The following is a 24,073-nucleotide window of genomic DNA, read 5'->3' as shown; positions in this document are numbered from 1 at the left end:
CCGGCACCGGCCCGCCGCCCAGCGCCGCGGCCCGCGCCTTGACCGCCTCGGCGAGCGCGGCCGAACTCGGCCCAAGGTTCGATCCCGTCGAGCTCGACGCGTTGTACGGGCTGTCCACGCTTTTGGCCGGGTCTTGCGGATCGGGCCCGGTGGTGGCCGAAGGCCGCCCGTGGAAATAGCGGTCGGCGGTGAAGGACTGGCCCACGAGGGCCGAGCCCACCACCCGCCCGTCCACCATTACCTTTGAGCCGTTGGCCGTGCCGGGAACGGCCACCTGCGCGATGCCGGTCACGGCCAGCGGATAGGCGACGCCGGTGAGCGCGCTGAACAGCGCGAGGAGCACCAGAGCGGGGCGAAGATAGCTGTTCATGAGCGTGCGTCCTGTCAGGCCAGATGAAGCAGATCGACCAGGAGGTCGATGGCCTTGATGCCGATGAAGGGAACGATGAGCCCGCCGATCCCGTAGACCAGCAGGTTGCGCCCGAGGAGCGTCGCCGCGGGGGCGGGCTTGTAGGCGACGCCCTTCAGCGCCAGGGGAATGAGCGCCACGATGACGAGGGCGTTGAAGATGACCGCGGACAGGATCGCCGATTGCGGGCTTCCCAGCCCCATCACGTCGAGCACGCCGAGGCCCGGATAGGCCGCCACGAACAAAGCGGGGAGGATGGCGAAGTATTTCGCCACGTCGTTGGCCACCGAGAAGGTGGTGAGCGCGCCGCGCGAGATGAGCAGCTGCTTGCCCACCAGCACGATCTCGATGAGCTTGGTCGGATCGCTGTCGAGGTCGATCAGGTTGCCGGCCTCCTTGGCGGCCGGCGTGCCGGTGTTCATGGCCACCCCGACGTCCGCCTGGGCCAGCGCCGGCGCGTCGTTGGAGCCGTCGCCGCACATGGCCACGAGACGGCCTTGCGCCTGCTCGTTCCGGATCAGCTCGAGCTTCCGCTCCGGCGTCGCCTCCGCGAGGAAGTCGTCCACCCCCGCCTCGGCGGCGATGGCGGCCGCGGTGAGCGGGTTGTCGCCGGTGATCATCACCGTGCGGATGCCCATGCGGCGCAGTTCGGCGAAGCGCGCGCGGATCGCCGGCTTGACCACGTCCTTCAGGTGGATGACGCCGAGCACCCGCTTGTCCTTCGCCACCACCAGGGGCGTGCCGCCGGACGAGCCGATGCGCTTGACGATCTGGTCCACCGCGGGGCTGAGCGGGGCGCCCGAGAGCGCCGCCATGGCGTCGGAGGCGCCCTTGCGGATCGAGCCTCCGCCGGGCAGATCGACGCCGGACATGCGGGTATGGGCGCTGAAGGGGATGAATTCGCCGCCCGCGTCCAGGTCCGGATCGAGGCTGAACTTGCGCCGCGCCAGATCGACGATCGACTTGCCCTCCGGCGTGTCGTCGGCGAGCGAGGCGAGCAAGGCGGCTTGCGCGAGATCCCGGTCGCTGACGCCGGGCGCCGGCTCGAACGCGTCCGCCATGCGGTTGCCGAAGGTGATGGTGCCGGTCTTGTCGAGCAGCAGCACGTCGATGTCGCCCGCCGCCTCGACCGCGCGGCCGGATTTCGCCACCACATTGGCCTTCACCAGGCGGTCCATGCCGGCAATGCCGATGGCCGAGAGCAGGCCGCCGATGGTGGTGGGAATGAGGGTGACGAACAAGGCCACGAGGTAGATCACGGGAATGGTGCTGCCGGACCACGACGCGAACACGGGCAGCGTCGCCACCACCAGCAGGAACACCAAAGTGAGGCCCGCGAGCAGGATGTCGAGGGCGATCTCGTTGGGCGTCTTCTGGCGCTTGGCGCCTTCCACGAGGGCGATCATGCGGTCGAGGAAGGTCTCGCCCGGCTTGGCGGTCACGCGCACCACCAGCCAGTCGGAGACGAGCCGCGTGCCGCCGGTGACGGACGAGCGGTCGCCGCCGGATTCGCGGATCACCGGCGCGCTCTCGCCGGTGATCGCGCTTTCGTCGACGGAGGCGACGCCCTCCACCACCTCGCCGTCGGTGGGAAGGGTGTCGCCCGCCTCCACGAGGATCAGCTCGCCCAGCTCCACGCGCTCGATGTCCTTGTCGCGAAAGACCGAGCGGTCCTTGGGGTTCGTCAGCACCTTGGCCTTGGCGGAGGACTTGGTGGCGCGGAACGCGTCGGCCCGCGCCTTGCCGCGGCCCTCGGCCACGGCTTCGGCGAAGTTGGCGAACAGCACCGTGAACCAGAGCCAGACAGCGATCTGCAGGCCGATGAGGAAGGACGGGCCGCCCGCCAGCCCCTCGCGCACCACCAGGAGGGTGGCGACGAGGCTCACCACGGCGGTGGAGAAGATCACCGGGTTGCGGGCGAGGCTGCGCGGGTCGAGCTTGCGGAACGCCTGGCGCACGGCGGGGCCGAGGATTTCCGGCGCGAAGAGCCCGAGTTCGATGGAGGAATGCTTGCTCATGGGAGACCTCAGAAGGTCCGTCCGGAGACGAGGGAAACCTGCTCGGCGATGGGGCCGAGGGCGAGGACCGGAAAGAAGGTGAGCGCGCCGACGATCAGGATCGTCGCGATCAGCAGCGTGACGAACAGCGCGCCGTGGGTGGGGAAGGTGCCGGCGGTGGGCGGCGCGGTCTTCTTGGCCGCGAGGCTGCCGGCGATGGCGAGGATGGGGATGATGTAGCCGAACCGGCCAAGCAGCATGGCAATCCCCAGGAAGGTGTTGTGCCACACCGTGTTGGCGGTGAAGCCGGCGAACGCCGAGCCGTTGTTGCCGCTGGCGGAGGAATAGGCGTAGAGCAGCTCGGAGAGGCCGTGCGGTCCGGCGTCCTGCACCGAGGTCTGCGCCGTGCCCGCCGCGATGGCGAGGGCGGCGAGCACGAGCACGCCGAGCGGCATGACGAGGAGCGTGAGCGCGGCGAGCTTCACCTCCCGCGCCTCGATCTTCTTGCCGAGATATTCCGGCGTGCGGCCCACCATGAGGCCGGCCAGGAACACGGTCAGGATCACGAACAGCAGCATGCCCGTCAGCCCGACGCCCACGCCGCCGAAGACCACCTCGCCGAGCTGGATGTTCAGCATGGCGATGAGCCCGCCGAGCGGCGTGAAGCTGTCGTGCATGGCGTTGACCGAGCCGTTGGAGGCGGCGGTGGTGGCGGCGGCCCACAGCGCGGAGCCGAAGACGCCGAAGCGTACCTCCTTGCCTTCCATGTTGCCCGAGGCGGCGTCGACCAGCCCCGCCTGCAGCGGGTTTCCGGCCTGCTCGGCGGCATAGATGGCGGCAAATCCCGCGACGAACAGGAGGGCCATGGCGGCGAACAGCGCGCGCCCCTGCCGCCGGTCCCCCACCATGCGGCCATAGGTGAAGCAGAAGGCGGCCGGGATGGCGAGGATGGCCAGCGTCGAGAGGAGGTTGGTCAGCGCCGTCGGGTTCTCCAGCGGGTGGGCGGAGTTCACGTTGAAGAAGCCGCCGCCGTTGGTGCCCAGCTGCTTGATGGCCACCTGGCTTGCCACCGGGCCGATCGACACGGTCTGCCGCGCGCCCTCGAGGGTGGTGGCCTCGAAGGCGCCGGACAGCGTCTGGGGAATGCCGCAGGCGACGAACACCAAAGCGAGGAGGAGGGCGCCGGGCAGGAGGATGTAGAGGGTGGCGCGGGTGAGATCGACCCAGAAATTGCCGATCGCCTTGGCCTGACGGGCGGCAAACCCCCGCGCCACCGCCGCCGCCACCGCCATGCCGGAGGCGGCAGAGACGAAGTTCTGGGTGGTGAGCCCCACCATCTGGCTGAAGTTGGAGAGTGTGGTCTCGCCGCCATACGACTGCCAGTTCGTGTTGGTCACGAACGAGATCGCGGTGTTGAAGGCGAGGTGGCCCGAGAGCCCGGGAAAGTCCTGAGGGTTCAGCGGCAGAAGATGCTGGAACACAAGGACGAGGAACAGCACGGCGAAGCCCGCCGCGTTGAAGGCGAGCAGCGCGAAGGCATAGGAGGTCCAGCGCTGCTCCTTCTGCGCCGCGGCGCCGGCGGCGCCGAGGAGCGCGCGCTCCACGGGCGCGAGGAAGCGCACGTCGCCGGCGAACGCCGCCGCCATGTAGGCGCCGAGCGGGACCGCAAGGGCGCCGAGAAGGCCGAAATACAGCGCGAACTGGATGAGATCGTTGGTCATGGCACGCCCCCTAGAACAGCTCGGGGCGCACCAGCGCCACGAGCAGATAGGCAAAGAGGGCGAGGGCGGTCCCGAGGCCGAGGACGAGATCGAAGCCGAGGTCGAAGGTCATGCGCGCCTCCTCACAGCCGCTCGACGGCGAGGACGGCGCAGGAGGCCAGCGCGAACAGCGCGAGGCCCCCGGCAAGAAAGGCAAAATCGAGGATCATAACGGCCTCCGGTGCAGATTGGGCCGAAGCTAGGTCCCCCGCGCGTAAAGCCGATAGATGGAAAAGGGCCGCCGGGCATAAAGCCTGCGTAAAGCGCGCGCGCCGACCCGGCCCGCAAGATGGGCTCCCCGGTCTATTGAAATCGCAGCCGGCTGCGCAGCGGGCGAGCGTCGTCTTTTACATCTTATGTTGGATAAATACGTTGGTGTTCAATCAAGATCGTAAGACGCCAGACGCGGCGCCGGCGCGGAAACGCGCGTGCCGCCGAACACATCGGGCGGAAGCTTGCGGGAGAAGGGCGTGATGTAGATGTGCGGCCACTTGCCCCGCAGGGTGAAGTTGCCGGGCGTCAGTATGCTTTCATGGACCGTCATGCCTTGGCCCTCCGTCCGCGCCTCGCCTTCGGCGCCGCCTGCCGCTCGGCGCGGATGCGGGCCAGCAGGCGTTCGGCGGGCTCGTCGGTCTCGTCCTGGGGCACCAGCTCGCCGCGGAAGGCCTTGGCGAGGATCGCCTCGTCCAGCCGATCCACCAGCGCCAGCGCGCGCTTCGCCTCTCCCGCCAGTCGGTCGATCCTGGCGAAGGCGGATTCGATGCGGCGGACGATTTCGTGTTGTTCTTCGAGGGGGGCAAAGGCAGTTGGATCGCCTTCACGATCGATAGGTTCAGATTAGGCTGAACTCCGCCCGCAGCCTCCTCCCTTAGTGCGAGGTAGACGGACTGGAGGAATAAGTACACGTATCGGGGTGCTGAGACCTCTGAGCTTCGTATCCGAACAGCCGCCAAGGCTTGATTTGTGGCGGCGTCCAACCCAAGCAGGGCAACCTTACCTCGTGTCTTTCCTTCGCCGTACATAGCAACAACGAGGGTGCCCGCCGGAAATACCTTGCAGTTGGTTTCCTGTATCGCGCGCTCTGTGATGAATTCGTCCGCTTGCAGAATGAGTCCTTGGTTAACGGCCCCACTGGTAACCCAGGGAATAGTGCCTTGTGCGTAGTATTCCACGTTGCCCCGTTTAGGCGTGGCTCCTGTTCCGACCTCCGCAATTTCGCCGAGCGTTGCGGTCGGCCAATCGGTGAGAACACCGCTGTTTGTCAACTCCCCGCGGAATGCCTTGCTGAGCACGGCCTGCTTGTAGCGGGAGACGAGGGTTTCGATGCGGGCAAGCTCGGTGCGGGCGCGGGCGGATTTCGCGTTCAGTGCATCCAGCTTGGCCACGATGCGCTTTTGCTCGGCCAGGGGCGGGAGGGGAACCACATGATCCGTAATGTGCTCTCTGGAGAGTCCGGGAATGTCGCCGCGCGCCTCGCGAATGACGCCATTCACGGTAAAGGCGAGCGCTCTGGTAACAAAGTGGTATGATAGCTCACGTGAAGGTTCATATGCATACACATCGCGTCCAATGGCGCATGCGATGCCAGGAAACATCTTACCAACACCGGCTCCCTTGACGGTTATGAATATGCAACCTTCAGGGACTACACGTTTTGGTGTCGTAGTCCACTTGTTTAATTCAATTGCTGAACCCCTCCATTGCTCTGGACCGGTCACGTAGGGGGTGCCGCGTCCATCGCTGTTTACGTTTGAGGCAGTGGAGCTTTGCCCACAATGAACAGCGCCAACAGCTCCCAAGCTCGTCGTCGCCCACCCCTTCGGCAGCCCGCTCATTCCGCCGCCTCCGGCAGTTCGTCGCCCAGCTCCGCCGCCAGCGCCTCGATCTCCAGCGTGGCGGCCTGCAGGTGGCCGAGGATGGCGGCGGCGATGTCGTCGGGCTCGGTGAGGCCGTCCTCCGCCTCGTCCTCCGCCTCGCGCAGCCAGGAGATGTCGAGATTGTCGCCGCGCGCGGCGATCTCGGCGCGGGTGAACCTGCGCCAGCGGCCCGCCTCGCCCTCGTCCGGCCCGCGCTCGGCGCCGTAGGGGTCGGTGCCGAAGGCCTGCTCGAAGCCCTCGAAATGGGCCGCCGTCAGCGGCGTGGTCTTGCCGAACTTCGGCATCTGCGCGCGCAATCGTAGATCCACACCGCCTTGGTGCTGCCGGTCTCGGTCCGGCCGCGCGTGAGGAAGATGACGTTGGTCTTCACGCCCTGCGCATAGAAGATGCCGGTGGGCAGGCGCAGGATGGTGTGCAGGTCGCACCAGTCCATCATCATCCGGCGCAGCTCCCGGCCGCGCCCGTCCTCGAACAGCACGTTGTCCGGCACGACGATGGCGGCGCGCCCGCCCGGCTGGAGCGCGCGGATGCAGTGCTCCACGAAGGGCAGCTGGTAGGAAGAGACGGTCGCGGTGACGGAGAGGTCATCGCGCGTCGGCGCGCCGCGGCCGGGCCGAAGGGCGGGTTGGTGAGGATGAGGTTGGCGCGCCCCAGCCCCTTGCCCTTGTCGGAGAGCGTGTCGCCGAGATCGACGTGGTCGTTCTCCAGATCGTGCAGATAGAGGTTCATCAGCAGCAGGCGCAGCGTGCCCGCCACATTCTCCATGCCGCGGAAGGCCTCGCGCTTCTGGAAGGCCTGTTCCTTTTCGCCAAGTTTGAAGTAGTTGTCGGTGCGTGCCTTCATGTAGCGATCGGCGGCGATCAGGAAGCCGCCGGTGCCGGCGGCGGGGTCCTGGATCACCTCGCCGTGCTTGGGCTGCATGAGGCGCACCATCACGTCGATCAGCACCCGGGGCGTGAAGTATTGCCCGGCGCCGCGCTTGGTCTCCTCGGCGTTCTTCTGCAGCAGGCCTTCATAGAGATCGCCGAACTGGTCCCGCTCCTCGGAGAACCAGTCCAGCCCGTCGATGGCGGTGACCAGGGTGGTCAGGTTCTGCGGCTCGCGGATGATGGTGGAGGCGCTGTCGAAGATCTTCTGCACCATGTCCGGCAGCGGCCGGGCATCGGCGTAGCGCTTGCGCTCCTCCGCCGTCGCGCTCTCGCCCGGCGGGCGCACCAGCGCGTCGTCCCTGCCGAGGCGGGTGCTGGCGGCGCCCAGCGTGACCAGGACGTTGCGATAGTGCTCCCACTTGGGGAGGCCGCTTGCCGCCACCAGGTCCGCCCAGCGCATGCCCTTCGGCAGGCGGCCGGTCTCGCGGTCGCGCTCCGCCATCATCTTGAGGAACAGGAGATAGGTCAGCTCGGTGACATATTGCTGGTAGGTGATGCCATCCTTGCGCAGGATCGTGCAGAGGCGCCAGAGTTTCTGGACGACGACGTTGGCGTTCATGGCATGGGTCTCTGCGGATCGGGAAACGTGACCGCGCTTGTAGCGGGCGCGGGGTCCTGGTCCAAGTGCGTCCGCCCGTCAGGCGGCGGGCGGCGCCCAGATGGCCTCGTTGAAGGCATGGAGAACCTCGTCCAGCGCGCCGTCGAAATCCTGCGCGATGCGCCGGAAGCCGCCCTTGTCGGCGAACGCGCCCTGGTCCAGCAGGGTCGGGTCGGCCACCGGCTTGTCCTTGAGCGCCCGGCCGATGCGGCGCAGCCACTCCGTCTGCTTCGGCGTCCAGGGGCGCGAGGCCTCGATCTTGCGGATGGCGTCCTCGACGCGGGTGGCATAGGGGATCAGCGGATCGCCGAGCGCCGCCTGGCGGACGAAGCCGATGATGTGGGCGGCGATGTCCGCGTTGCGGGCGCGGCCATAGGCGGCGCGCAGCATGGCTTCGGAATAGTTCCGCTCGTCCAGAAGGCCCGCCAGCTCGGACAGCTCCCTGCGGGTGAGATCGCGCGGGCGCTGGGTGACGGCGATCAGCGCGGGCACAAGGTTCATGTTCTCGCGCACGAAGCGCTCGAAGCCGGTGATGTAGTCCTCCGGCGTCGTGCCCTTGCCGAAGATCTCCTCGATGCGGAGCAGCTCGTCCTCGTGGGGGGAGATGACAACGCCGTCGTTCCTGCCCGTGCCGGGCGGGCGCCGCTCCAGGAGCTCCACGGCGCGCGGATGGGCGCCGAACCACGCCTGAAGCTCGGCGCCGGAGCGGGTGGCGAGCCGCTGCAGGGCCATGTCGGGGCTCTCGCCCGTGTGGCGCTCGAAGCTTTCGCGGGTCTCGGCGTCCATGCGCTTCACCATCGCCCGCATGCGCACGATCACCTGGCCGGCGACCCAGCTCTTGTCCTCCGCCGTTTCCGCCGTCCGGAGGTCGGCGACAAGCTGGCCGAGCGAGATGTCCGGCCTCACGACGACGGGACGCATATCCGTCATGTCCTGCAGCTCGGCATAGAGGTCGACGGCATCGAAGATGCGGAAATGCTCCTTGCCGATCTCCGGGCAGAGGCGCGTGGCGCGGCCGATCATCTGGTCATAGAGGATGCGGCTCTTCACCCGGCGGACGAAGACGAGGTTGCAGATGGAGGGGATGTCGACCCCGGTGGTGAGCAGGTCCACGGTGACGACATATTTCGGATAGGGGTCGTTCTTGAACTTCAGGATCAGGTCGTCGGCCTTTTCGACCGTACCGGTGATCTTCACGACCATGCCGTGGGGCACGGCCTCCGTGCCGTACTCCTCCCGCAGTTCCTTCTCCAGGAGGTGCACGATATCGTTGGCATGGGAGTCGCGGGCGGCGAAGATCAGCGTCTTGCCCGGCTTCGACGGCGGGATCTCGGTGGCTATGGCCCGGCAGACGATGCGGTTGAAGGCTTCCGAATAGACCCGCCTGTTGAAATCGGCGAGGTCGTAATCCAGCGAGACATCGTCCGGCAGCTCGAAGAGATCGATCTGGCCCGTCCGGCGATCGATGATCTCGACTTCCTCGCCGCCGTCGAAGTGGATGCCGGCTTCCGAGAGCGCCGTGGTGATGCGCTTCGGCGGCAGGTGGTCGTTGAGATAGCCTTCGACGACGGCCTGGCGATAGCCATAGTGGAAGACCGGATGGCCGAAGATCTCGCGCGTGTGCAGCGCGGGCGTCGCCGTCAGCGCCACCTTCACCGCATCGAAATAATCGAGCACCTGGCGGTAGGCGGACTGATAATCGTCGATGTTGCGGAAGCCGATGTCGCTTTCGCGCAGCTCTGCGTCCAGCGTGTAGCCGCGATGCGCCTCGTCCACGACGATGCAGTCGAAGGTGCCGGGCGTGGGCCGCTTGGCCGGGTCCGGCTCGTTCAGGATGCGGGCGATGAGCGACTGGACGGTCGCGACCTGCACCTGGTCCTCGTCCTCGGGCAGCTTCTGCTCCAGCCCCGCAACCTTGTAGATCTGGGCGAAGTTCAGCATGCCCTCGATCTCGGTGGTCTCCAAAGCGTCGCTGGTCTGCTTGCCGAGCGCCTTGCGGTCGACGAGGAAGAGGATGCGGCGGCAGCGCTTGTGCTTGAGCAGGCGATACATCAGCGCAATCGCCGTGCGCGTCTTTCCGGTGCCGGTCGCCATGGACACGAGAATGTCCCGCTGCCCGGCGAGGATGGCATTCTCGATCGCCGCGATGGCGTCTTCCTGGTAGGGGCGCATCCTGCCCTTGCCGAAGCCTTCCTCGGCGAGGCCTTGCGCGGCGGCGTCGACATCGGTCGCGAGCTTTTCCAGCAGGTCCTTCGGCGAGAACCAATTCGTCATGGCGATGGCGTGGTTCGTCTGCCGCCGCACATCGCGATACCAGATGCCGGATTTGGTCAGCCACTGGCGCACATGGGGCCGGCCGTTGGTGGCGAAGACGAAGGGCACGCGGAACGGATCATCCAGGCCATGTTTCCACGGGCCGTGCGGCCACGCCTGCTCCGGGGCCAGCAGAAGGGTGCGGGCGTAGCGTTCGGCCTGCTGGAGCGTGGACGGCACATCGACACTCTCGCGCTTCGCCTCGATGACGCCGACGCAGGCGAGGCCGACGAAGAGCGCGTAATCCACGCGCCCCCCTTCGCAGGGCCACTCGGCGATCGCCAGGTTGCGGCTTTCTTCCGGCCGTGCGCCCTTCTGGTAGGTCAAGCCGTCGCTATCGGCCTCCCAGCCGGCATCACCGAGCTGGACGTCGATCAGGCGGCGGGTCTGCCGCTCGTCGAGTTCCAGGCGGCGTGCGGCCTGCTGGCCGGCTTGCTTGAGCTGCATCTGCAACTGCTCGGGCTGAGCCTCGGCAGCCCTCTGCAACTCGGCCAGCTTGCGGGAGAGCGCGGCCTGATTGGCCTCCATTTCGACCGCGGTCCGTTCCCACACGGCACTGTCGGAAGCGGCCTGTCGGGCGAGTTCTTCGGCTGCGGCCCGGGCCCTGGCGAGTTCGTCGGCCGAGGCATGGGCGGCCGCGAGCTTTTCTTCCGCTTCCCGGACCTGAGTGCGCAGCGCCGCGAGCTCCGCCAGCGTCCCCTGGTCGATCGCCGCGGAGGCTTTGGGCGGCACGAACGGTCCTGGCTTGAAATTCGAATCGCGCCCGTAGGTGCGGCGATACCAGATGCCGAGAGCGCGGCAGAATTTGATCGCGGCCAGTGCCTCTGCCGGTGAACCTGCCAGGCTGTGGTTCGCTGCGTTGCCGCTCTTGCGAACAGCATGGAAAATGTCCGCGACCTCTCGCGGCAAGATTTGCTGTGCCGCCAGTCGCCGCAGAAGATCATTCGTGGCTTCGCGCGCGGCCGGATCATAAACGCCGGAAAGCGCCGCGATCTCCTTGACCATGTACTCGCCGAACTGGCGGCTTTTGATCAGGGATGTGTTGGCGTCTTCAGCAAAGAAGCGCTCGGCCAGAATGCCAAGGCGATGCAGCTCTGGGCTGATCTCCCGGAGATGGTCGAAATTCACCGACAAGCTGCGCCCCAATCGTCTCTGGCAGACGAGAGTAGAGAATTGATCAGATCCCCGCAAACTGCATCGGAGTTGGAAATCGCCGCGCTGTCACCCCTCTCGCCGGTTTCCGGAGGCGGCCTTACCCGGCTTTCCCGGGATCGACTGCGCCTTTGCGCGATATCGTGGGGCCGGCAGCCGACAGTGCGCGCAAATGAAGCGCGGGCAAGGCTTTCGATAGGATCTGAGGTGGGGTGAGATCAAGGGCTGGCGGAGAGAGAGGGATTCGTATTTATTCAATAAGCTATTGATATTTTTTGATAAAATTTTGATCGTAAATTTAACGCCCCAACAAATCCCCCAACAGACTGATGCGCGTTTCGGAGGAGCGTGGATGGCTCCATGAAGTGTCTGAAGCCAATCCCGCCATATCTTGTTGTCGCCCAAAAGCTGGCGCCTCGATGCGTGACGAACAATTATATCGCAAGAAGGCTTCAAATGTCGCTTCTGCCAAGCAGACAGATTTTCCAAACCCAGTCACCCTGATTGAACGGAGCGAAAGGGAATGGCTGACATTGTTACCCCTCAGGTCCGCAGCCGAATGATGTCCGCTATCAGGGGTGCTGATACGCGCCCCGAGATGGCCGTGCGGCAAACCTTGTGCAACCTCGGGGTGGGCTACCGCCTTCACGTCAAGGACCTTCCGGGCCGGCCGGACATCGTCATGAAGGGCCGGCGCAAGATCGTGGAGGTCATGGGCTGCTACTGGCACCGGCATCCCGGGTGTCCCAAGGCCACCACGCCGAGCAGCAACACGGAATTTTGGAGCCGGAAATTTTCATCCAATGTGGCTCGCGACGCGCGCAACCTCGCCGAGCTTGAGGCTAGTCGATGGTCCGTCTTGCGGGTATGGGAATGTGAGACGAGCGACGCTACGCTTCTAGAGGAGCGAATCGCGCAATTTCTGGGATTGGGTGAGTACGGTGGACGAAGCGAAGGCGATCAAGGCCAAGGTAGCCCGTCTCGCGAAAGGCCAGCCGCCGCGGGTACTTGACCTGTTTGCGGGATGCGGGGGCATTTCGCTTGGCTTCCAGGGCGCGGGATTTCGCATCGATGCGGCGGTCGAGCTGGATTCCCTTGCAGCACTGACCCACGCGACCAACTTCCACGCTGGCCTTGAGCCGGACCTGTTCGCGAAGCACGCCCTGGCGAGGGACATCACCAAGCTCGACCCCGATGAGCTTGTCGGCGAGCTGGGTCTGGGCTCCATCGAGTCGGCCTTCGATGTCGTCGTGGGCGGGCCGCCTTGCCAAGCATATGCGCGCGTTGGGCGCGCCAAGCTCCGTGAGGTGGCAGACCACCCGTCCGCCTACAAGGTGGACCCGCGCGGCAATCTCTATCTCCGGTACCTTCACTTCGTGCGGGCCGCAAAGCCGCTTGCGATCCTCATGGAAAACGTGCCCGACGTGCTCAACTACGGCGGCCACAATGTCATGGGCGAGGTGGCGGAAGCCTTGCAGGCTCTGGGCTACAGGGTGCGCTACAGCCTCATCAACTCGGCCTTCCATGGCGTGCCCCAGATGCGGGATCGCGTCTTCCTGATCGCGCTCCACGAGTCGCTCGGGTCGGACGTCCGCTTCCCCAAGGCCATCCGCCACATGGTCCTGCCTCCCGGATATGGCGGCACGCGCTCCGTCGCCTTGCGGCTGGTCGATCTCTTCGGAGGCGACAGCTTCGAGGAGGCTGATCATGGATCGCCTGACCTCCCCGGTCCGGTCGAGGCCCGGGAGGCGATCGGCGACCTGCCGCCCATCACGGCGCATCTGAAGGGCCTCCTCAAGCGGGGGGCGCGGCGTCTCGACGAGGTCGTCCCATATCCCAAGAAGGCAAAGCTCGGCGAGTACGCCACCCTCATGCGCACGTGGCCGGGGTTCGAGGCCTCGCCCGATGGGCTGCGCGATCACGTGATCCGGTATCTTCCGAGGGACGCGGCGATCTTCCGCGAGATGCCCAGCGGCGGCGAATACCCGGCTGCGCATGCGACCGCCGTGAGGCTCTGGCAGGAACGGATCACGCAACTCAAGGCCGAGGCGGGCCGGCCGGTCGCGCAGAGCGAGAAGGACCGGCTGTACAGGGCCATGGTGCCCCCGTATCCGGTGGGCACCTTCCCGAACCGCTGGTGGAAGCTGCGCCCGGATTTTCCGGTGCGGACGCTGATGGCCCACATCGGCAAGGACACCTATTCCCACATCCACTACGACAGCGCCCAGGCCAGGGTCATCAGCGTGCGTGAAGCCGCCCGCCTCCAGAGCTTCCCTGACGGATTCCGCTTCAGCGGCACCATGAACCCAGCCTATCGCCAGATCGGCAATGCGGTTCCCCCGCTGATGGCCAGACAGCTCGCGGAGACCATCATGGAGGCGCTCCAGAAGGCGGCGGCTGCGCGCAGCACCCAGCGCGAGGCGGTTGCCGCCGAATAGGCCCGGGCTACTCCTCCTCTTCCGGATCTGGCGCCACGAGGGTCCGCGGCTCCTCCCAGAGCCCGAAGCGGTCCGGGCGAACCGTGTAGGCGTCCGGCACGATACCGTCGCCAAGCTCCGCCGCCTTCTCGCACACCCTTCGAGCCGTCTCGGCGATTCCACGGATGATGCGCAGGCGGCCGCCCTGGGGCGCCAAGTCGGAGATGCGATAGAGGTCCGTTCTCGGGGCTCCGGGCTCGCAGGCCGCTTCCAGCTCGGCTTGCGAAATGTGGAACTCGCGTTCGAACGGGCCCCTCGTGGTCTTGGCCTCGATGCGGACCAAGGTGCCGTCCGGCTCCTCCACCTCGAAATCCCAGGGGCAAACGGCATTCTGCTCGGAAATCCAGGTGGCGGATTGTAGGTTCCCGGCCTGGACCTCGCCCTCAAGCCATTCGCTGAGAAGCACCTCGCCCTCTCTCCCGAGGTCCTGCGCTGCCCTGCGGGCCCTTTCCAAGGCTTCGGACGACATCCGGCGCAGCGAACCGGAGGCGCGCAGCCGACGCACGCCCTCGGCCGATCCCTCGGCGGCCTCGGCCAGCGCCTCGTCGCTTTCGAGGTCCAGCAGTTCGCGGATCGGATGATGGGGTGGAGCCGATCGCTCGATGATGGACAGCAGCGTGCCGGGCTCGACTGCGGCCATCGAGCGCCCATCGAGCTCCGCCATGGCAGCCGTCCGGAGCGCCGTATCAGCCGCCTCGGACTGGCTCAGGAGCACGATCGTCACCGCGGTCGGATAGGCCTCGCCCTCGAAAGCCAGCACAGCCACGTCTTCGGGCAGCAAGCCATGATACCGGTCCGGATCGAAATCCGGATCGGGGACGAACTCCCCGTTCAGCCGCCAGTTCTTCTGGGTCCGCGTCTTGGGCAGCACGCTGCGCGAAAGCCGCTGGGGCTCAGCCCTTTCGCCAGGGCCATAGATCGTGAGAGGCAGATGGAAGGCCTTGGGGGCGCCACCTACGCCGTTGGCCTGCGCGATGTCGGGGGCCGAGGGAAACAGGAGGTCGATGAACACGCGCCTGCTCAGGTTGAGCGACTTCTGGTTCCCGGCATTCTGACGCCTGAACTGGTACTCAAAAAATGTCAGATCCGAGCGTTTCAGCAATTTGAAAGCGAATTGCAACTGAGCCTCCCTGCTCCTGATGCTTGAGTGCGAAGTAGTCGGAGCGCCCAACCGGACCTGCCCTCTTGCTCATCCACCCCAAACTGAACCGACGTGGTGAAAATTGAAAAGTCCCACATACGCAAGCCCAAAGGTGCGGACGCAATCGAGCCAGTGAGTATGCTGCAGAAAGCCTTCCAGACGTCGGCCCTGCTTGTTCCAGCGCACGAAGACCGGCGCTGGGTTCCCGAGAAAACCGGCGATCGTGGATCGTGGATATCCCGCAGTTGATTTCAGGCGATTCAGCTAAAGGTAGCGTAGGTGGGGGTTGCATCCTACACAATCAAATCGGTGAATTCCTCTTAGCAAAAATGCTCATAATCCGCGCTGCCGCTGCACCGCGACGCCGGAAGCCCGGGAGTACCTTGAGCCCCCCCGGGGGGGGCGAGCACAGGTGGCAGAGTTCCCGCTCAGTTCCTCCCGTTTGGATGGCGCGATGCTGGCCAGATAGGTTACGGACAGCTCGTCGAAGAGTGGTGCACACTGTAAGCGGACTGGGAGCAGGCCGCCTACCAAGTGCCAGAGCTGACCTCTGGACGCTAGCGGCGCCTTGCCGCTGCGCCCGGCTGATGCGGGCAACAGATGCCGCCCGGCTTATCCGCCAAAACGCTGTAGCAGACCTCTATACGGATGGGCTCCGTGAGCCGTCGCCACCAGTGCATCACACACGCTCGTCGGTGCTCTCAGGAAGGTCACTCGAATAGTCGGTCGGGCCGACCTGGGCGTTCGGAAGCAGGTAATCGAGGCTGTCGTCCAGCCCATGGGGACAAGGTGCGACTTCCAATTCTTCGAGGTCCTCAAGCAGGTAACGGGCCATTCGGGCCACCTCTTCGAGACGATCGAGGTGGCCAAGCACCCTCCGCATCTCTCCCTCTCGCTCTCGGGCGATGCGCAGAAAATCGCTGACTTCCGGCAAAAAGCGCGACTCTTCGAGCAACTCCTGCGCCGCCGCCGCCAGGGAGGCAGCGCACACCGGACGGACAGCGATCGCGTTGATCAAGGAGCCAGCAATCGCCTCGACGAAATCAGCCGAGCGCACCCTGTCGATATTCACACGCCCCGAAATGAAAGCAGCCACGATGAGAAGCACCTCCTCGGGACTAGCCGGCTGCTTCAACTCGGCCGACAGTACCCCCCGTGCCTCATCGATTACGCTCGACGGCGGCGCACGCCGATAGATTTCCCGAGCTTGATAGGCGTGAAGTTCGCGCAACTTGGCCGCCCCCGGGTCGTCGAAGTCGTAGGTGAAATCCATGACCATGCGGTCATCGGTGATCGGCCCAAACCTCGCGGCCCAGTTTCCGGCTCGCAGGAAAGGGCGGAGAGCGGACACCGGCACTCGCGCTTCACAGCGCTCCCGGCTGAGTTCGCTACCATCCGAAAGATTGACAAGATCCGCCATCAGAACGCTCCCGTCGGCAAGTCATAGCCGCCCAACCGCGCCCGCTCGGCCTCACACTCGTCCCGCGCTTCGAGCGCCATGCGCACGACGACATCCGCAATCACCTCGCCCCTGTGGGTCCATCGATCGTTCGGCGGCGCCATCGAACAAGCGGGGGGCGCCGCCGCCGGCTCATTCAGCCACGCACCCGCGTCGAGCCAGCGAGCCGCCGACTTAGTGAAGCGCGCCTGCTCCGGCCGCTCACTGACGACGGCGGCGCGCTCCGCGGCATACCTAACGCAACCCGCGAGGATGTCAGCAGCCGACGCCCCCTCCCTTCGCGCGCGCTGGTAGGCGCGTCGCGCTGCCTTCGGGTCATCCTTTTTCGGATACTGCGTCCAGAAGGCACCGAAATCGGCATCCGCACTCTCAATGTCAATCTGAGAGGGCCGGATGTGCTTCGGGGCCGGAGGGTGGAAGGCTCCGATTGCGTCCGACTCGTCACCGAGAGGGGAAGGGGAGAGACTCTCCTTCCGGATATTCTTCTCTTTTTCTTCTTCTCTTGTTTGGATGACGGATGCGTCATACCCTCCCGTGATACGTTCGTCATACCCACCTGCGCCGTTTTCGGCATACCGCCCCGTGGTGTCACCGTTATCGGGGGTGCCGAGTTCGACATCGGTCGCAAATGCTTTCTCGAAGGCGATCGCGAAGGAATTGCGCCCCCCACACACAGGCGAGGTGCGCACCCATCCAGCAACCTCCAGCTCTCGGAGCACAGCCACAGCGCGACGCCGAGAGAGTCCGATGAAGTTGGCCAACCGACCCATGGAAGGGTCGCATCGAGTAGTCTTAAGATTGTAATGGTCAAGAAGAGCAAACATGAGGTTCTTAGCGGAGGCCGACAACTCACGATCGGCCATAACCATCTTGCAAGCCATCCACTTGTCCAAAAGGGTAAGCGAGGGTTTATTTGTTTGTGCTTCGTGAGTGGTGATACGAGACATCTCTCAATCCCTAAATTGTCGAGACAACGCAAAAGGCCGCCCTCTAGAGGGGCGGCCTATTCAATTCAGCTCGTGGTGGTGATGCGCGCAGGCGGGGCCGAGGCAACGAAGTTCTCGATCTCGGAGACTTCGAACATAAGGCGTTTGCCAAATTTCTTCCCCCGCAGCCGTCCGCTTCCCAGCATGCGGTAGAGCGTGCTCCGGCTGAGCCCGAGGAAGGCCTGGACGTCACGCGCGGACATCAATCGATTGTTGGTGGGCAGGGTCATCAGAAGCTCCAATTGTTGAACACAAAGGAGAGCTTCCGGGATTTCATGGGAAAAATAGTCCCCAAAAACCCCGTTATTTGCATGTCAGGCAATTTTTCGGACCAGCGCCAGGATGCGGCTCGATGTAGATTTGGAATTCAGGAGGCCCAGGAAATCCCTGTCGCTCGACGCATTGAAGAGCGAGGACAGTCTTGCGATGAATTCGCGGAGGTCCGCATTCTTTTCGGTCGGCTTCTGGCCTGTCAGGCGCGCCCATGCGCAGACGATCAATACAGCGGCTTCATCGCGCTGGATATCGCGCGGACGCCCGCCAATTTGCCTCTCCAGCGACCGCGCTTTGTCAATTGCGCTGAGGGCCTCCCCAATCACGCCTGATGGCGGCGCGGGCGGTAGCCCTATGCAAACCGTAACCGGGCGCTCGCGGGTCAGACGGGCCAGAGCATCGATTCCACCAAGCTCTTCGGTTACGAGAGCCCGTAAGGCGGGGCTCATTTCCCACCATGCTCTGTGCCAAACCTGTGCGCTTTTGCGCGCCTTGAGAACGAGGCTTTGAATTTCCTTTGGAAGTGTTTGCTGCGCGCGCTTTGGCGCAAGGCGAATGGACCACCGCCCATCTTCGCCCTTGCGCACCTGCCAAAGTGGTGCAGCCCGGTCTTCGCGAAGGCATTCCAGGACGACCGCTGCATTCCATATCTCGGCACCTAGCTTGTCGACCAAGGCGGTCGGTGCATGCGGCGCCACTTCCTGCAAGAGTGCGACGACATCCAAATACCGTGCGAAATACCGGGTACGACCCCATGAAGATTTGGTGCGATCGACTAAAGGAGCTTGGGTTTCAGGCTGCGGTTCGGCAGCCAGCGTCGCGATCTCCTCTTCAGTTGGGAGTTCGTGACCAATGTCCCGGCACAGCTCTGCAAATTTCTGCCGGTCAAAAGCGCGCTCGATGCCCACCCCAGTAGTCGCCTTGTCCGCGGCCTCGGCGATTTGCCGCGCAAGTCGAACAAGCGGCGATACGGAAGGCGCGGAGCGACGCCTCATTCCGCCCTCTCTTGTAGGGCTGCCATCTCGTCTTGCTTCGGGGCTTGGAGGTAATCTCCCCAGGCCTCCATGAGCTTGCGGCGCTTCTCCAGCGCATCGGAGCGGCGGTAGGCTGTCTCGGTAGCGTCGCCCACTGCGTGGGCGAGTGCGGCTTCTGCAACTTCACGAGGAAAGGCGGTGGCATCACCAGCCCAATCGCGGAAGCTCGACCGGAAGCCGTGGACCGTCGCATCCAGCTTGAGGCGCCGCAGGAGCGCCGTCAGGCTCATGTCGGAAAGTGGCTGCCCCCGCTTCTGTCCTGGGAAAACCAGATCATCTGGCCCGTGGGGGAGCTGGGCCATGACCTGCAGAACCTCCAGGGAGCGGTCGCAAAGCGGAACGCGGTGGGGCCGGCCGGCCTTCATGCGGCCGGCCGGCACGGTCCAAATCCGAGCCTTCAAGTCGATCTCCGACCAGCGGGCGCCGCGGACCTCACCAGATCGCGCGGCCGTCAGGATCAGGAACTCCAGCGCGAGGGCCGACATGCCGCGCACAAGTCGTAGTCGCTTTAGAAAGGCCGGCACCTCCTCGTAGGGCAGAGCCTCATGATGCCCTCGTTGGAGTTTCTGACGTTTGGGAAGGGTGAGCGCGAGATGGCCCTTCCACCGGGCCGGGTTCTCGCCCGAGCGCAGACCCTTGGCTTTGGCCGCGTCCAGGACAGCTTCGATGCGGCCTCGCAGGCGTGAGGCGGTTTCGTTCTTGGTGGCCCAAATAGGGGTAAGGGTGGATAGGACGTCCTCGGTTGTGATGTCCGCCACAGGCTTGTCACGAAGCCCCACACAGTGTCCCGAATCAACGTAGGCGCCATCAGCTGCCCTCTGGACGCTCAGCGTGGTTCGCCATTGTTCGAGGTGCTTGGGGTTCCTCCAGGCCGGCGCCATGGTGGCGATGTGCGCCTCCGCGATTTCACCGAAGGATGGGGCGGCCCCTTTCTCCCGGACCTTCCTGCGCGCCGCGATCGGGTCGACCCCAGCAGCTACCTGCTCCCGCGCCGCCGCGGCGAGCTCACGAGCCGGCGAGAGAGACGGATTGCAGCGGCCCAAGGCCCAGCTCGCGGAGGCGGCCTGCCCCCGGCTTTGAGGGGTCCTCCTTCCATCGGAAGAGAAAGGCCCACGCCTTAGTGCCAGACGGGCCCACGACCAAATAGAGGTTGCCTCCATCGGCATGGCGGCCCGGCTTTGTGATGGCGGCGACAGACCTGGAGTTGAGGCGGTTTATTCGCATGGCGTCGGTTAGGGTCAAGTCCAGGAGCTCAATTTGCCCCCAACTCTCACCCTAACAAGGATGTGGGATTATGGGAAACCTACTGAAACGAGCAGGCTACAAAACGGGCAAAAAGCCGTTAATACAGCGTCTTGTGAGAACGAGCGGGATGGCGTGAAACAGGAGATTGGCGGAGAGAGAGGGATTCGAACCCTCGATACGGTTTCCCGTATACACGCGTTCCAGGCGTGCGCCTTCAACCACTCGGCCACCTCTCCCCACGTGCGCGGGGCGCACGCGTACTCTTAGAAAAGACGACCGCCGAAGGCGGTCTGTGCGCCTTCAACCACTCGGTCCCCTCTCCCATCCCCGCGATCCGCGGAGGCCTGCCCGGCGGTAGACCTGTTCAGGACACTGGACCTGTTCAGGGAAAACCGTGCGGCACCGGAACGTGCGCCGCACCCAGGCGAGGCGGCGGAATATACAAGGTGATCGCCGCGCGCAAGCCGGTTTCGCGCCCAACGCGGCAGCGGGCGCCGCCCTGCCGGATCGGGCGCCGCGGCGTCCGTCCCGGTGCGGGCGCCGCGCCCGGTCAGTCGCGCAGCAAATCGTTGATGGAGGTCTTGGAGCGGGTCTGTTCGTCCACCCGCTTCACGATCACCGCGCAGTAAAGCGAGGGGCCGGGGGTGCCGTCGGGGAGCGGCTTGCCGGGGAGCGCGCCGGGTACCACCACCGAATAGGCCGGCACCTCGCCGATGAACACTTCGCCTGTCTGACGGTCGATGATCTTGGTGGAGGCGGAGATGAACACGCCCATGGAGAGCACGGAGCCGCGGCGCACCACCACGCCCTCAACCACCTCGGAGCGGGCGCCGATGAAGCAGTCGTCCTCGATGATGACCGGGCCGGCCTGCAGCGGCTCCAGCACGCCGCCGATGCCGACGCCGCCGGAGAGATGCACGTTCTTGCCGATCTGCGCGCAGGAGCCCACCGTCGCCCAGGTGTCCACCATGGTGCCCTCGCCCACATGGGCGCCGAGGTTCACGAAGGAGGGCATCAGCACCACGTTGGGCGCGATGAAGGCGGAGCGGCGCACCACGGCGCCCGGCACGGCGCGGAAGCCCGCGGCGCGGAACTCGGCCTCGCCCCAGTTCAGAAACTTGGAGGGCACCTTGTCCCACCAGTGGGCACCGCCCGGGCCGCCGGGAATGGCTTCCATGTCGTTGAGGCGGAAGGAGAGCAGCACCGCCTTCTTCAGCCACTGGTTCACGGTCCACTGGCCGTTGGCGCCCTGCTCGGCCACGCGGGCGGCGCCGCTGTCCAGCAGGGTGAGCGCCTCGTTCACCGCGTCGCGGACGGCGCCGGTGGTCGAAAAGCCGATCTCGGCGCGCTTCTCGAAGGCGTCGTCGATGGTCGCGGCAAGCGCGGACAGGCGGGCGGCGTCGGTCATGTCATCCTCCGGTGGGGCAGCGTCGGCACGCGCCCGGATATCAGTGCGGGAACAGGGATCAGGCACGTTCCTTGACGGCCACGAACTTCAGCTTGGGATATTCCTCGATGGCACGGTCCAGCACCCACTGGCTGCGGGCGAGATAGACCGGCGCCTCGTCGCGGTCGCGCGCGGTGGAGGAGCGGTTGAGTTCCAGGAAACGCTCCACCTCGGCCCGCTCGCCCACGATCCAGCGCGCGGTGACGAAGGAGGTGGTCTCGTAGCGGATCGGCACGCCGTATTCCTTCTCCAGCCGCGCGGCGAGCACGTCGAGCTGGAGGGTGCCGACCACGCCGACGATGGGGGCAGGATCGTTGACGGGTTTGAGCACCTGCACGACGCCCTCCTCCGCCATGTCCTGCAGCGCCTTCTGCAGCTGCTTGGCCTTCATGGGGTCGGAGAGCAGCACGCGGCGCAGGATTTCCGGGGCGAAGTCCGGCAGGCCCTCGAACTTGATGCTCTCGCCCTCGGAGAGGGTGTCGCCGACCCGCAGCATGCCGTGGTTGGGAATGCCGATGATGTCGCCGGCCACCGCCTCGTCCACCGTCTCGCGCTCCTGGGCGAAGAAGAAGATGGGGTTGGCGATGGCCATGTTGCGCTTCTCGCGCGGGTTGAAAAGCTTCATGCCGCGCTTGAAGCGGCCGGAGCACAGGCGCACGAAGGCCACGCGGTCCCGGTGGTTCGGGTCCATGTTGGCCTGCACCTTGAAGACGAAGCCGGAGACGAGATCCTCCGCCGGCTCCACCGTGCGGTCGCCGGCGGCGGAACGCGGCAACGGGCTCGGGCCGACCGAGCCCAAGCCGAACAGGAGTTCGGCGACGCCTGCCTCCTTCAGCGCGGAGCCGAAGAAGACCGGCGAGAGATGCCCCTCGCGGAAGGCGGCGAGATCGAACGGCGGCAGCACGCCCAGCGCCAGCGTCAGGCTCTCCACCGCCTCGTTGAGGATGCGCTCCTCCACTCCGTCGAGGCCGATGAGGTCTTCTGGCGTCTCGAACGGCACCTCGCGCACCAGCGGGCCGCCGCGCTCGGTGGCGAGCAAAGCGCGCTTGTTGGCGATGTCGATGAGGCCGCGGAAATCCACGCCCATGCCGATGGGCCAGGTGAGCGGGGTGAGGTCCAGCGCGAGGGTGGAGGACACCTCGTCCATCAGCGCGATGGGGTCGAGGCTTTCCCGGTCCACCTTGTTGACGAAGGTGAAGATGGGGATGTCGCGGAGCCGGCAGACCTCGAACAATTTGCGGGTCTGGCTCTCGATGCCCTTGGCGGCGTCGATCACCATCACCGCCGCATCGACGGCGGAGAGGGTGCGGTAGGTGTCTTCCGAGAAGTCCGAGTGGCCGGGCGTGTCGAGCAGGTTGAAGACGATGCCGTCGCGCTCGAACGTCATCACCGAGGAGGTGACGGAAATGCCGCGCTGCTGCTCGATCTCCATCCAGTCGGACCGGGTGCGGCGGCGCTCGCCGCGCGCCTTCACGTGGCCGGCCATGCGGATGGCGCCGGAGGCCAGCAGCAGCTTTTCCGTCAGCGTCGTCTTGCCGGCATCCGGATGGGAGATGATGGCGAAGGTGCGCCGGCGGGCGAAATCGGGCAGGTCGGCGGCGGCCGCCGGCTTGGGCTGGGTGGTCTCGAGCATGGCGGCTATATAGAGAAAAACCGTTCAGCACGGAACGGGCGAAAGGAAACTGCCATGGCGCGCACCGGTAAGGCTCGGCTCACGTGTGTTGGAATGCTTCTGGGCACGGTGCTGGCGACGGCGCTCGGAGCCGACGCCGCGCGCGCGCTGATGCCGCCTTATGTCTATGAATCGGCGCGCAACAATGCCGCAAGCGTGCTCGTGATCGCGGTGGAAAAGGTCACCGCGCCGAAGCGCGAGTTCGGCAATTGCGCCGTGGAAGGCACGGTGCGGACCGTCGAGCGGGGCACCGCCTACAAGGTGGGCGAGAAGGTGACCATCGATGTGCCGTGCGCAAAGCCGAACGCCCTTCCGCCGATCGGCGGCACGATCTACCAGAACGTGCCGGACCTGCAGGCGTCGAAGTTCGGCCGCGCCTATCTGGACGGCGACGGCAAGGTGGTCCTTTCGCAGTACGAACTGCTGGCGGCCGCGCCCTGAGCGATCGGCCCCGGTCCGTGCGCGGCGTCTGGCCTCAGTCGCCCTGTCCGGGCTCGGGGGAGAACAGCTCCTCCTTGCCCGGCTTGCCATCCCACTCCTTGGCGTCCGAAGGCGCATCGCGCTTGAGCGTGATGTTGGGCCACACCTTGGCGTATTCCGCGTTGAGGGCGAGCCATTTCTCGAGGCCGGGCGTGGAATCCGGGCTGATGGCCTCGGCCGGGCATTCGGATTCGCACACCCCGCAGTCGATGCACTCGTCGGGGTGGATGACGAGCATGTTCTCGCCCTCGTAGAAACAGTCCACCGGGCACACGGAAACGCAGTCCATGTACTTGCAGCGGATGCAGTTCTCGGTGACGACGTAGGTCATTGGGGGTTCCCTTTCGCGGGACGGCCTACCGCACCCGCATGGCGCAGGCAAGGCGATACGGCGCCGCGCACGAATAACAACTTCATTCGTCTGTGATTTCTTCTAAAAGCTCAGAAGCAGAAGTAGCATCCCCACGCCGCTCGGCAAAGCGAACGATTCGCAGGACGCGCACCGAATGTTCCAGGGCCACGGTGAGCACCTGGCCCACCCGCACGCCGTGGCCGGCGGCATCCACCTTGCGGCCGTCCACCCGCACATGGCCGGCGCGCACCAGATCGGCGGCTGCGGCGCGGGTGCGCACCACCCGCGCGTGCCAGAGCCAGAGGTCGATGCGCTGGCGCGGCTCGGGGGTGGTCACGCCTCAGCTGCCCTTCTTCTCCGATTCCATGCGGGCCTTCAGCGCCGCCAGGGCCGCGAACGGGCTGTCGGGGTCCAGCGGCTTGTCGCGCCGGCGGTCCTGGTGGACCGGCCGGTGCTCGGCGCGCGCGGCCGC

Annotated in this window: 19 protein-coding genes, 1 tRNA gene and 3 pseudogenes; 3 read left to right on the top strand and 20 right to left on the bottom strand. The window is 65.7% G+C overall.

Features of this window, described 5'->3' with window-relative positions; genetic code table 11:
* The 9 genes and pseudogenes from AC2W7M_RS04150 to hsdR form a co-directional block, all read right to left on the bottom strand.
* The coding region (locus AC2W7M_RS04150; protein ID WP_486130275.1) for a potassium-transporting ATPase subunit C at positions 1–370 on the bottom strand (370 nt) is incomplete at its 3' end.
* A 14-nt stretch (positions 371–384) separates the two neighbouring features.
* On the bottom strand, positions 385–2,427 hold the full coding sequence (gene kdpB / locus AC2W7M_RS04145) for a potassium-transporting ATPase subunit KdpB (RefSeq protein WP_486130273.1): 2,043 nt from the start codon (positions 2,425–2,427) through the stop codon (positions 385–387).
* Between the two features lie 8 nt (positions 2,428–2,435).
* On the bottom strand, positions 2,436–4,127 hold the full coding sequence (kdpA, locus tag AC2W7M_RS04140; protein WP_486130271.1) for a potassium-transporting ATPase subunit KdpA: 1,692 nt from the start codon (positions 4,125–4,127) through the stop codon (positions 2,436–2,438).
* Between the two features lie 10 nt (positions 4,128–4,137).
* Positions 4,138–4,239: a potassium-transporting ATPase subunit F gene (locus tag AC2W7M_RS04135; protein ID WP_486130269.1), complete on the bottom strand. Its 102-nt coding sequence runs from the start codon at positions 4,237–4,239 to the stop codon at positions 4,138–4,140.
* Between the two features lie 306 nt (positions 4,240–4,545).
* Positions 4,546–4,710: a hypothetical protein gene (locus AC2W7M_RS04130; RefSeq protein ID WP_486130267.1), complete on the bottom strand. Its 165-nt coding sequence runs from the start codon at positions 4,708–4,710 to the stop codon at positions 4,546–4,548.
* On the bottom strand, positions 4,707–4,865 hold the full coding sequence (locus AC2W7M_RS04125) for a hypothetical protein (protein WP_486130279.1): 159 nt from the start codon (positions 4,863–4,865) through the stop codon (positions 4,707–4,709). The genes AC2W7M_RS04130 and AC2W7M_RS04125 overlap by 4 nt, the downstream gene beginning before the upstream one ends.
* A gap of 137 nt (positions 4,866–5,002) precedes the next feature.
* A pseudogene (locus AC2W7M_RS04120) lies at positions 5,003–6,001 on the bottom strand (restriction endonuclease subunit S); the annotation flags it as partial.
* Positions 5,998–7,531, bottom strand: a pseudogene (locus tag AC2W7M_RS04115) (class I SAM-dependent DNA methyltransferase). The pseudogenes AC2W7M_RS04120 and AC2W7M_RS04115, both read right to left, overlap by 4 nt.
* A 78-nt stretch (positions 7,532–7,609) precedes the next feature.
* Entirely contained in the window at positions 7,610–11,011 is a 3,402-nt protein-coding gene (gene hsdR, locus AC2W7M_RS04110; protein WP_486130277.1) for a type I restriction-modification system endonuclease, read from the bottom strand.
* Positions 11,012–11,558: 547 nt separating this feature from the next.
* On the opposite strand from hsdR, the gene AC2W7M_RS04105 reads away from it, so the two are divergent.
* A complete protein-coding gene (locus tag AC2W7M_RS04105) occupies positions 11,559–12,047 on the top strand; it encodes a very short patch repair endonuclease (RefSeq protein WP_486130265.1) in 489 nt (162 codons plus the stop codon).
* Complete coding sequence (locus AC2W7M_RS04100) at positions 11,977–13,473, top strand: DNA cytosine methyltransferase (protein WP_486130264.1); 1,497 nt, start codon at positions 11,977–11,979, stop codon at positions 13,471–13,473. The genes AC2W7M_RS04105 and AC2W7M_RS04100 overlap by 71 nt, the downstream gene beginning before the upstream one ends.
* Before the next feature lie 7 nt (positions 13,474–13,480).
* Here the strand turns inward: AC2W7M_RS04100 and AC2W7M_RS04095 are convergent, their stop codons facing one another.
* The 9 genes and pseudogenes from AC2W7M_RS04095 to AC2W7M_RS04055 form a co-directional block, all read right to left on the bottom strand.
* Positions 13,481–14,632, bottom strand: coding sequence for a protein NO VEIN domain-containing protein (locus AC2W7M_RS04095; RefSeq protein ID WP_486130263.1), 1,152 nt, complete (start codon positions 14,630–14,632; stop codon positions 13,481–13,483).
* Between the two features lie 700 nt (positions 14,633–15,332).
* Positions 15,333–16,073, bottom strand: a complete 741-nt coding sequence (locus AC2W7M_RS04090; RefSeq protein ID WP_486130261.1) for a hypothetical protein — start codon at positions 16,071–16,073, stop codon at positions 15,333–15,335.
* On the bottom strand, positions 16,073–17,059 hold the full coding sequence (locus tag AC2W7M_RS04085) for a helix-turn-helix domain-containing protein (RefSeq protein ID WP_486130259.1): 987 nt from the start codon (positions 17,057–17,059) through the stop codon (positions 16,073–16,075). Before AC2W7M_RS04085 ends, AC2W7M_RS04090 begins: the two co-directional genes overlap by 1 nt.
* Before the next feature lie 65 nt (positions 17,060–17,124).
* Positions 17,125–17,328, bottom strand: coding sequence for a helix-turn-helix transcriptional regulator (locus AC2W7M_RS04080; protein WP_486130257.1), 204 nt, complete (start codon positions 17,326–17,328; stop codon positions 17,125–17,127).
* 84 nt (positions 17,329–17,412) lie between these two features.
* Positions 17,413–18,279 carry a hypothetical protein gene (locus tag AC2W7M_RS04075; RefSeq protein ID WP_486130255.1) on the bottom strand — a complete coding sequence of 289 codons (867 nt, stop codon included), beginning with the start codon at positions 18,277–18,279 and terminating at the stop codon, positions 17,413–17,415.
* Between the two features lie 83 nt (positions 18,280–18,362).
* Positions 18,363–19,629 (bottom strand): annotated as a pseudogene (locus tag AC2W7M_RS04070) (tyrosine-type recombinase/integrase).
* Positions 19,630–19,796: 167 nt separating this feature from the next.
* Positions 19,797–19,886 (bottom strand) — tRNA-Ser (locus AC2W7M_RS04065).
* A gap of 314 nt (positions 19,887–20,200) precedes the next feature.
* Positions 20,201–21,058 carry a 2,3,4,5-tetrahydropyridine-2,6-dicarboxylate N-succinyltransferase gene (dapD, locus tag AC2W7M_RS04060; RefSeq protein WP_486130253.1) on the bottom strand — a complete coding sequence of 286 codons (858 nt, stop codon included), beginning with the start codon at positions 21,056–21,058 and terminating at the stop codon, positions 20,201–20,203.
* Between the two features lie 58 nt (positions 21,059–21,116).
* Complete coding sequence (locus AC2W7M_RS04055) at positions 21,117–22,730, bottom strand: peptide chain release factor 3 (protein ID WP_486130251.1); 1,614 nt, start codon at positions 22,728–22,730, stop codon at positions 21,117–21,119.
* A 54-nt stretch (positions 22,731–22,784) separates the two neighbouring features.
* On the opposite strand from AC2W7M_RS04055, the gene AC2W7M_RS04050 reads away from it, so the two are divergent.
* Positions 22,785–23,210 carry a hypothetical protein gene (locus AC2W7M_RS04050; protein ID WP_486130249.1) on the top strand — a complete coding sequence of 142 codons (426 nt, stop codon included), beginning with the start codon at positions 22,785–22,787 and terminating at the stop codon, positions 23,208–23,210.
* 34 nt (positions 23,211–23,244) lie between these two features.
* On the opposite strand, the gene fdxA is transcribed toward AC2W7M_RS04050, so the two are convergent.
* Positions 23,245–23,580: a ferredoxin FdxA gene (gene fdxA / locus AC2W7M_RS04045; protein WP_348832281.1), complete on the bottom strand. Its 336-nt coding sequence runs from the start codon at positions 23,578–23,580 to the stop codon at positions 23,245–23,247.
* Between the two features lie 82 nt (positions 23,581–23,662).
* Positions 23,663–23,938 (bottom strand): RNA-binding S4 domain-containing protein, encoded by a 276-nt coding sequence (locus AC2W7M_RS04040; protein WP_486130247.1) that lies wholly within the window; start codon positions 23,936–23,938, stop codon positions 23,663–23,665.
* Between the last annotated feature and the right edge of the window lie 135 nt (positions 23,939–24,073).

It is taken from the genome of Xanthobacter sp. BG11Y11_SDJG (assembly GCF_057364445.1).
Note: the sequence above shows the minus strand (reverse complement) of the source record. Positions and strands in the feature narration are given on the sequence as shown.

Excerpts from the sequence above, each read along its gene's own strand:
- fdxA (WP_348832281.1), bottom strand. The coding sequence starts at position 23,580 with ATGACCTACGTCGTCACCGAGAACTGCATCCGCTGCAAGTACATGGAC.
- AC2W7M_RS04105 (WP_486130265.1), top strand. The coding sequence starts at position 11,559 with ATGGCTGACATTGTTACCCCTCAGGTCCGCAGCCGAATGATGTCCGCT.
- kdpA (WP_486130271.1), bottom strand. The coding sequence starts at position 4,127 with ATGACCAACGATCTCATCCAGTTCGCGCTGTATTTCGGCCTTCTCGGC.
- AC2W7M_RS04085 (WP_486130259.1), bottom strand. The coding sequence starts at position 17,059 with ATGTCTCGTATCACCACTCACGAAGCACAAACAAATAAACCCTCGCTT.
- AC2W7M_RS04080 (WP_486130257.1), bottom strand. The coding sequence starts at position 17,328 with ATGACCCTGCCCACCAACAATCGATTGATGTCCGCGCGTGACGTCCAG.
- AC2W7M_RS04050 (WP_486130249.1), top strand. The coding sequence starts at position 22,785 with ATGGCGCGCACCGGTAAGGCTCGGCTCACGTGTGTTGGAATGCTTCTG.
- AC2W7M_RS04130 (WP_486130267.1), bottom strand. The coding sequence starts at position 4,710 with ATGACGGTCCATGAAAGCATACTGACGCCCGGCAACTTCACCCTGCGG.
- kdpB (WP_486130273.1), bottom strand. The coding sequence starts at position 2,427 with ATGAGCAAGCATTCCTCCATCGAACTCGGGCTCTTCGCGCCGGAAATC.
- AC2W7M_RS04055 (WP_486130251.1), bottom strand. The coding sequence starts at position 22,730 with ATGCTCGAGACCACCCAGCCCAAGCCGGCGGCCGCCGCCGACCTGCCC.
- AC2W7M_RS04090 (WP_486130261.1), bottom strand. The coding sequence starts at position 16,073 with ATGGCGGATCTTGTCAATCTTTCGGATGGTAGCGAACTCAGCCGGGAG.
- AC2W7M_RS04135 (WP_486130269.1), bottom strand. The coding sequence starts at position 4,239 with ATGACCTTCGACCTCGGCTTCGATCTCGTCCTCGGCCTCGGGACCGCC.
- dapD (WP_486130253.1), bottom strand. The coding sequence starts at position 21,058 with ATGACCGACGCCGCCCGCCTGTCCGCGCTTGCCGCGACCATCGACGAC.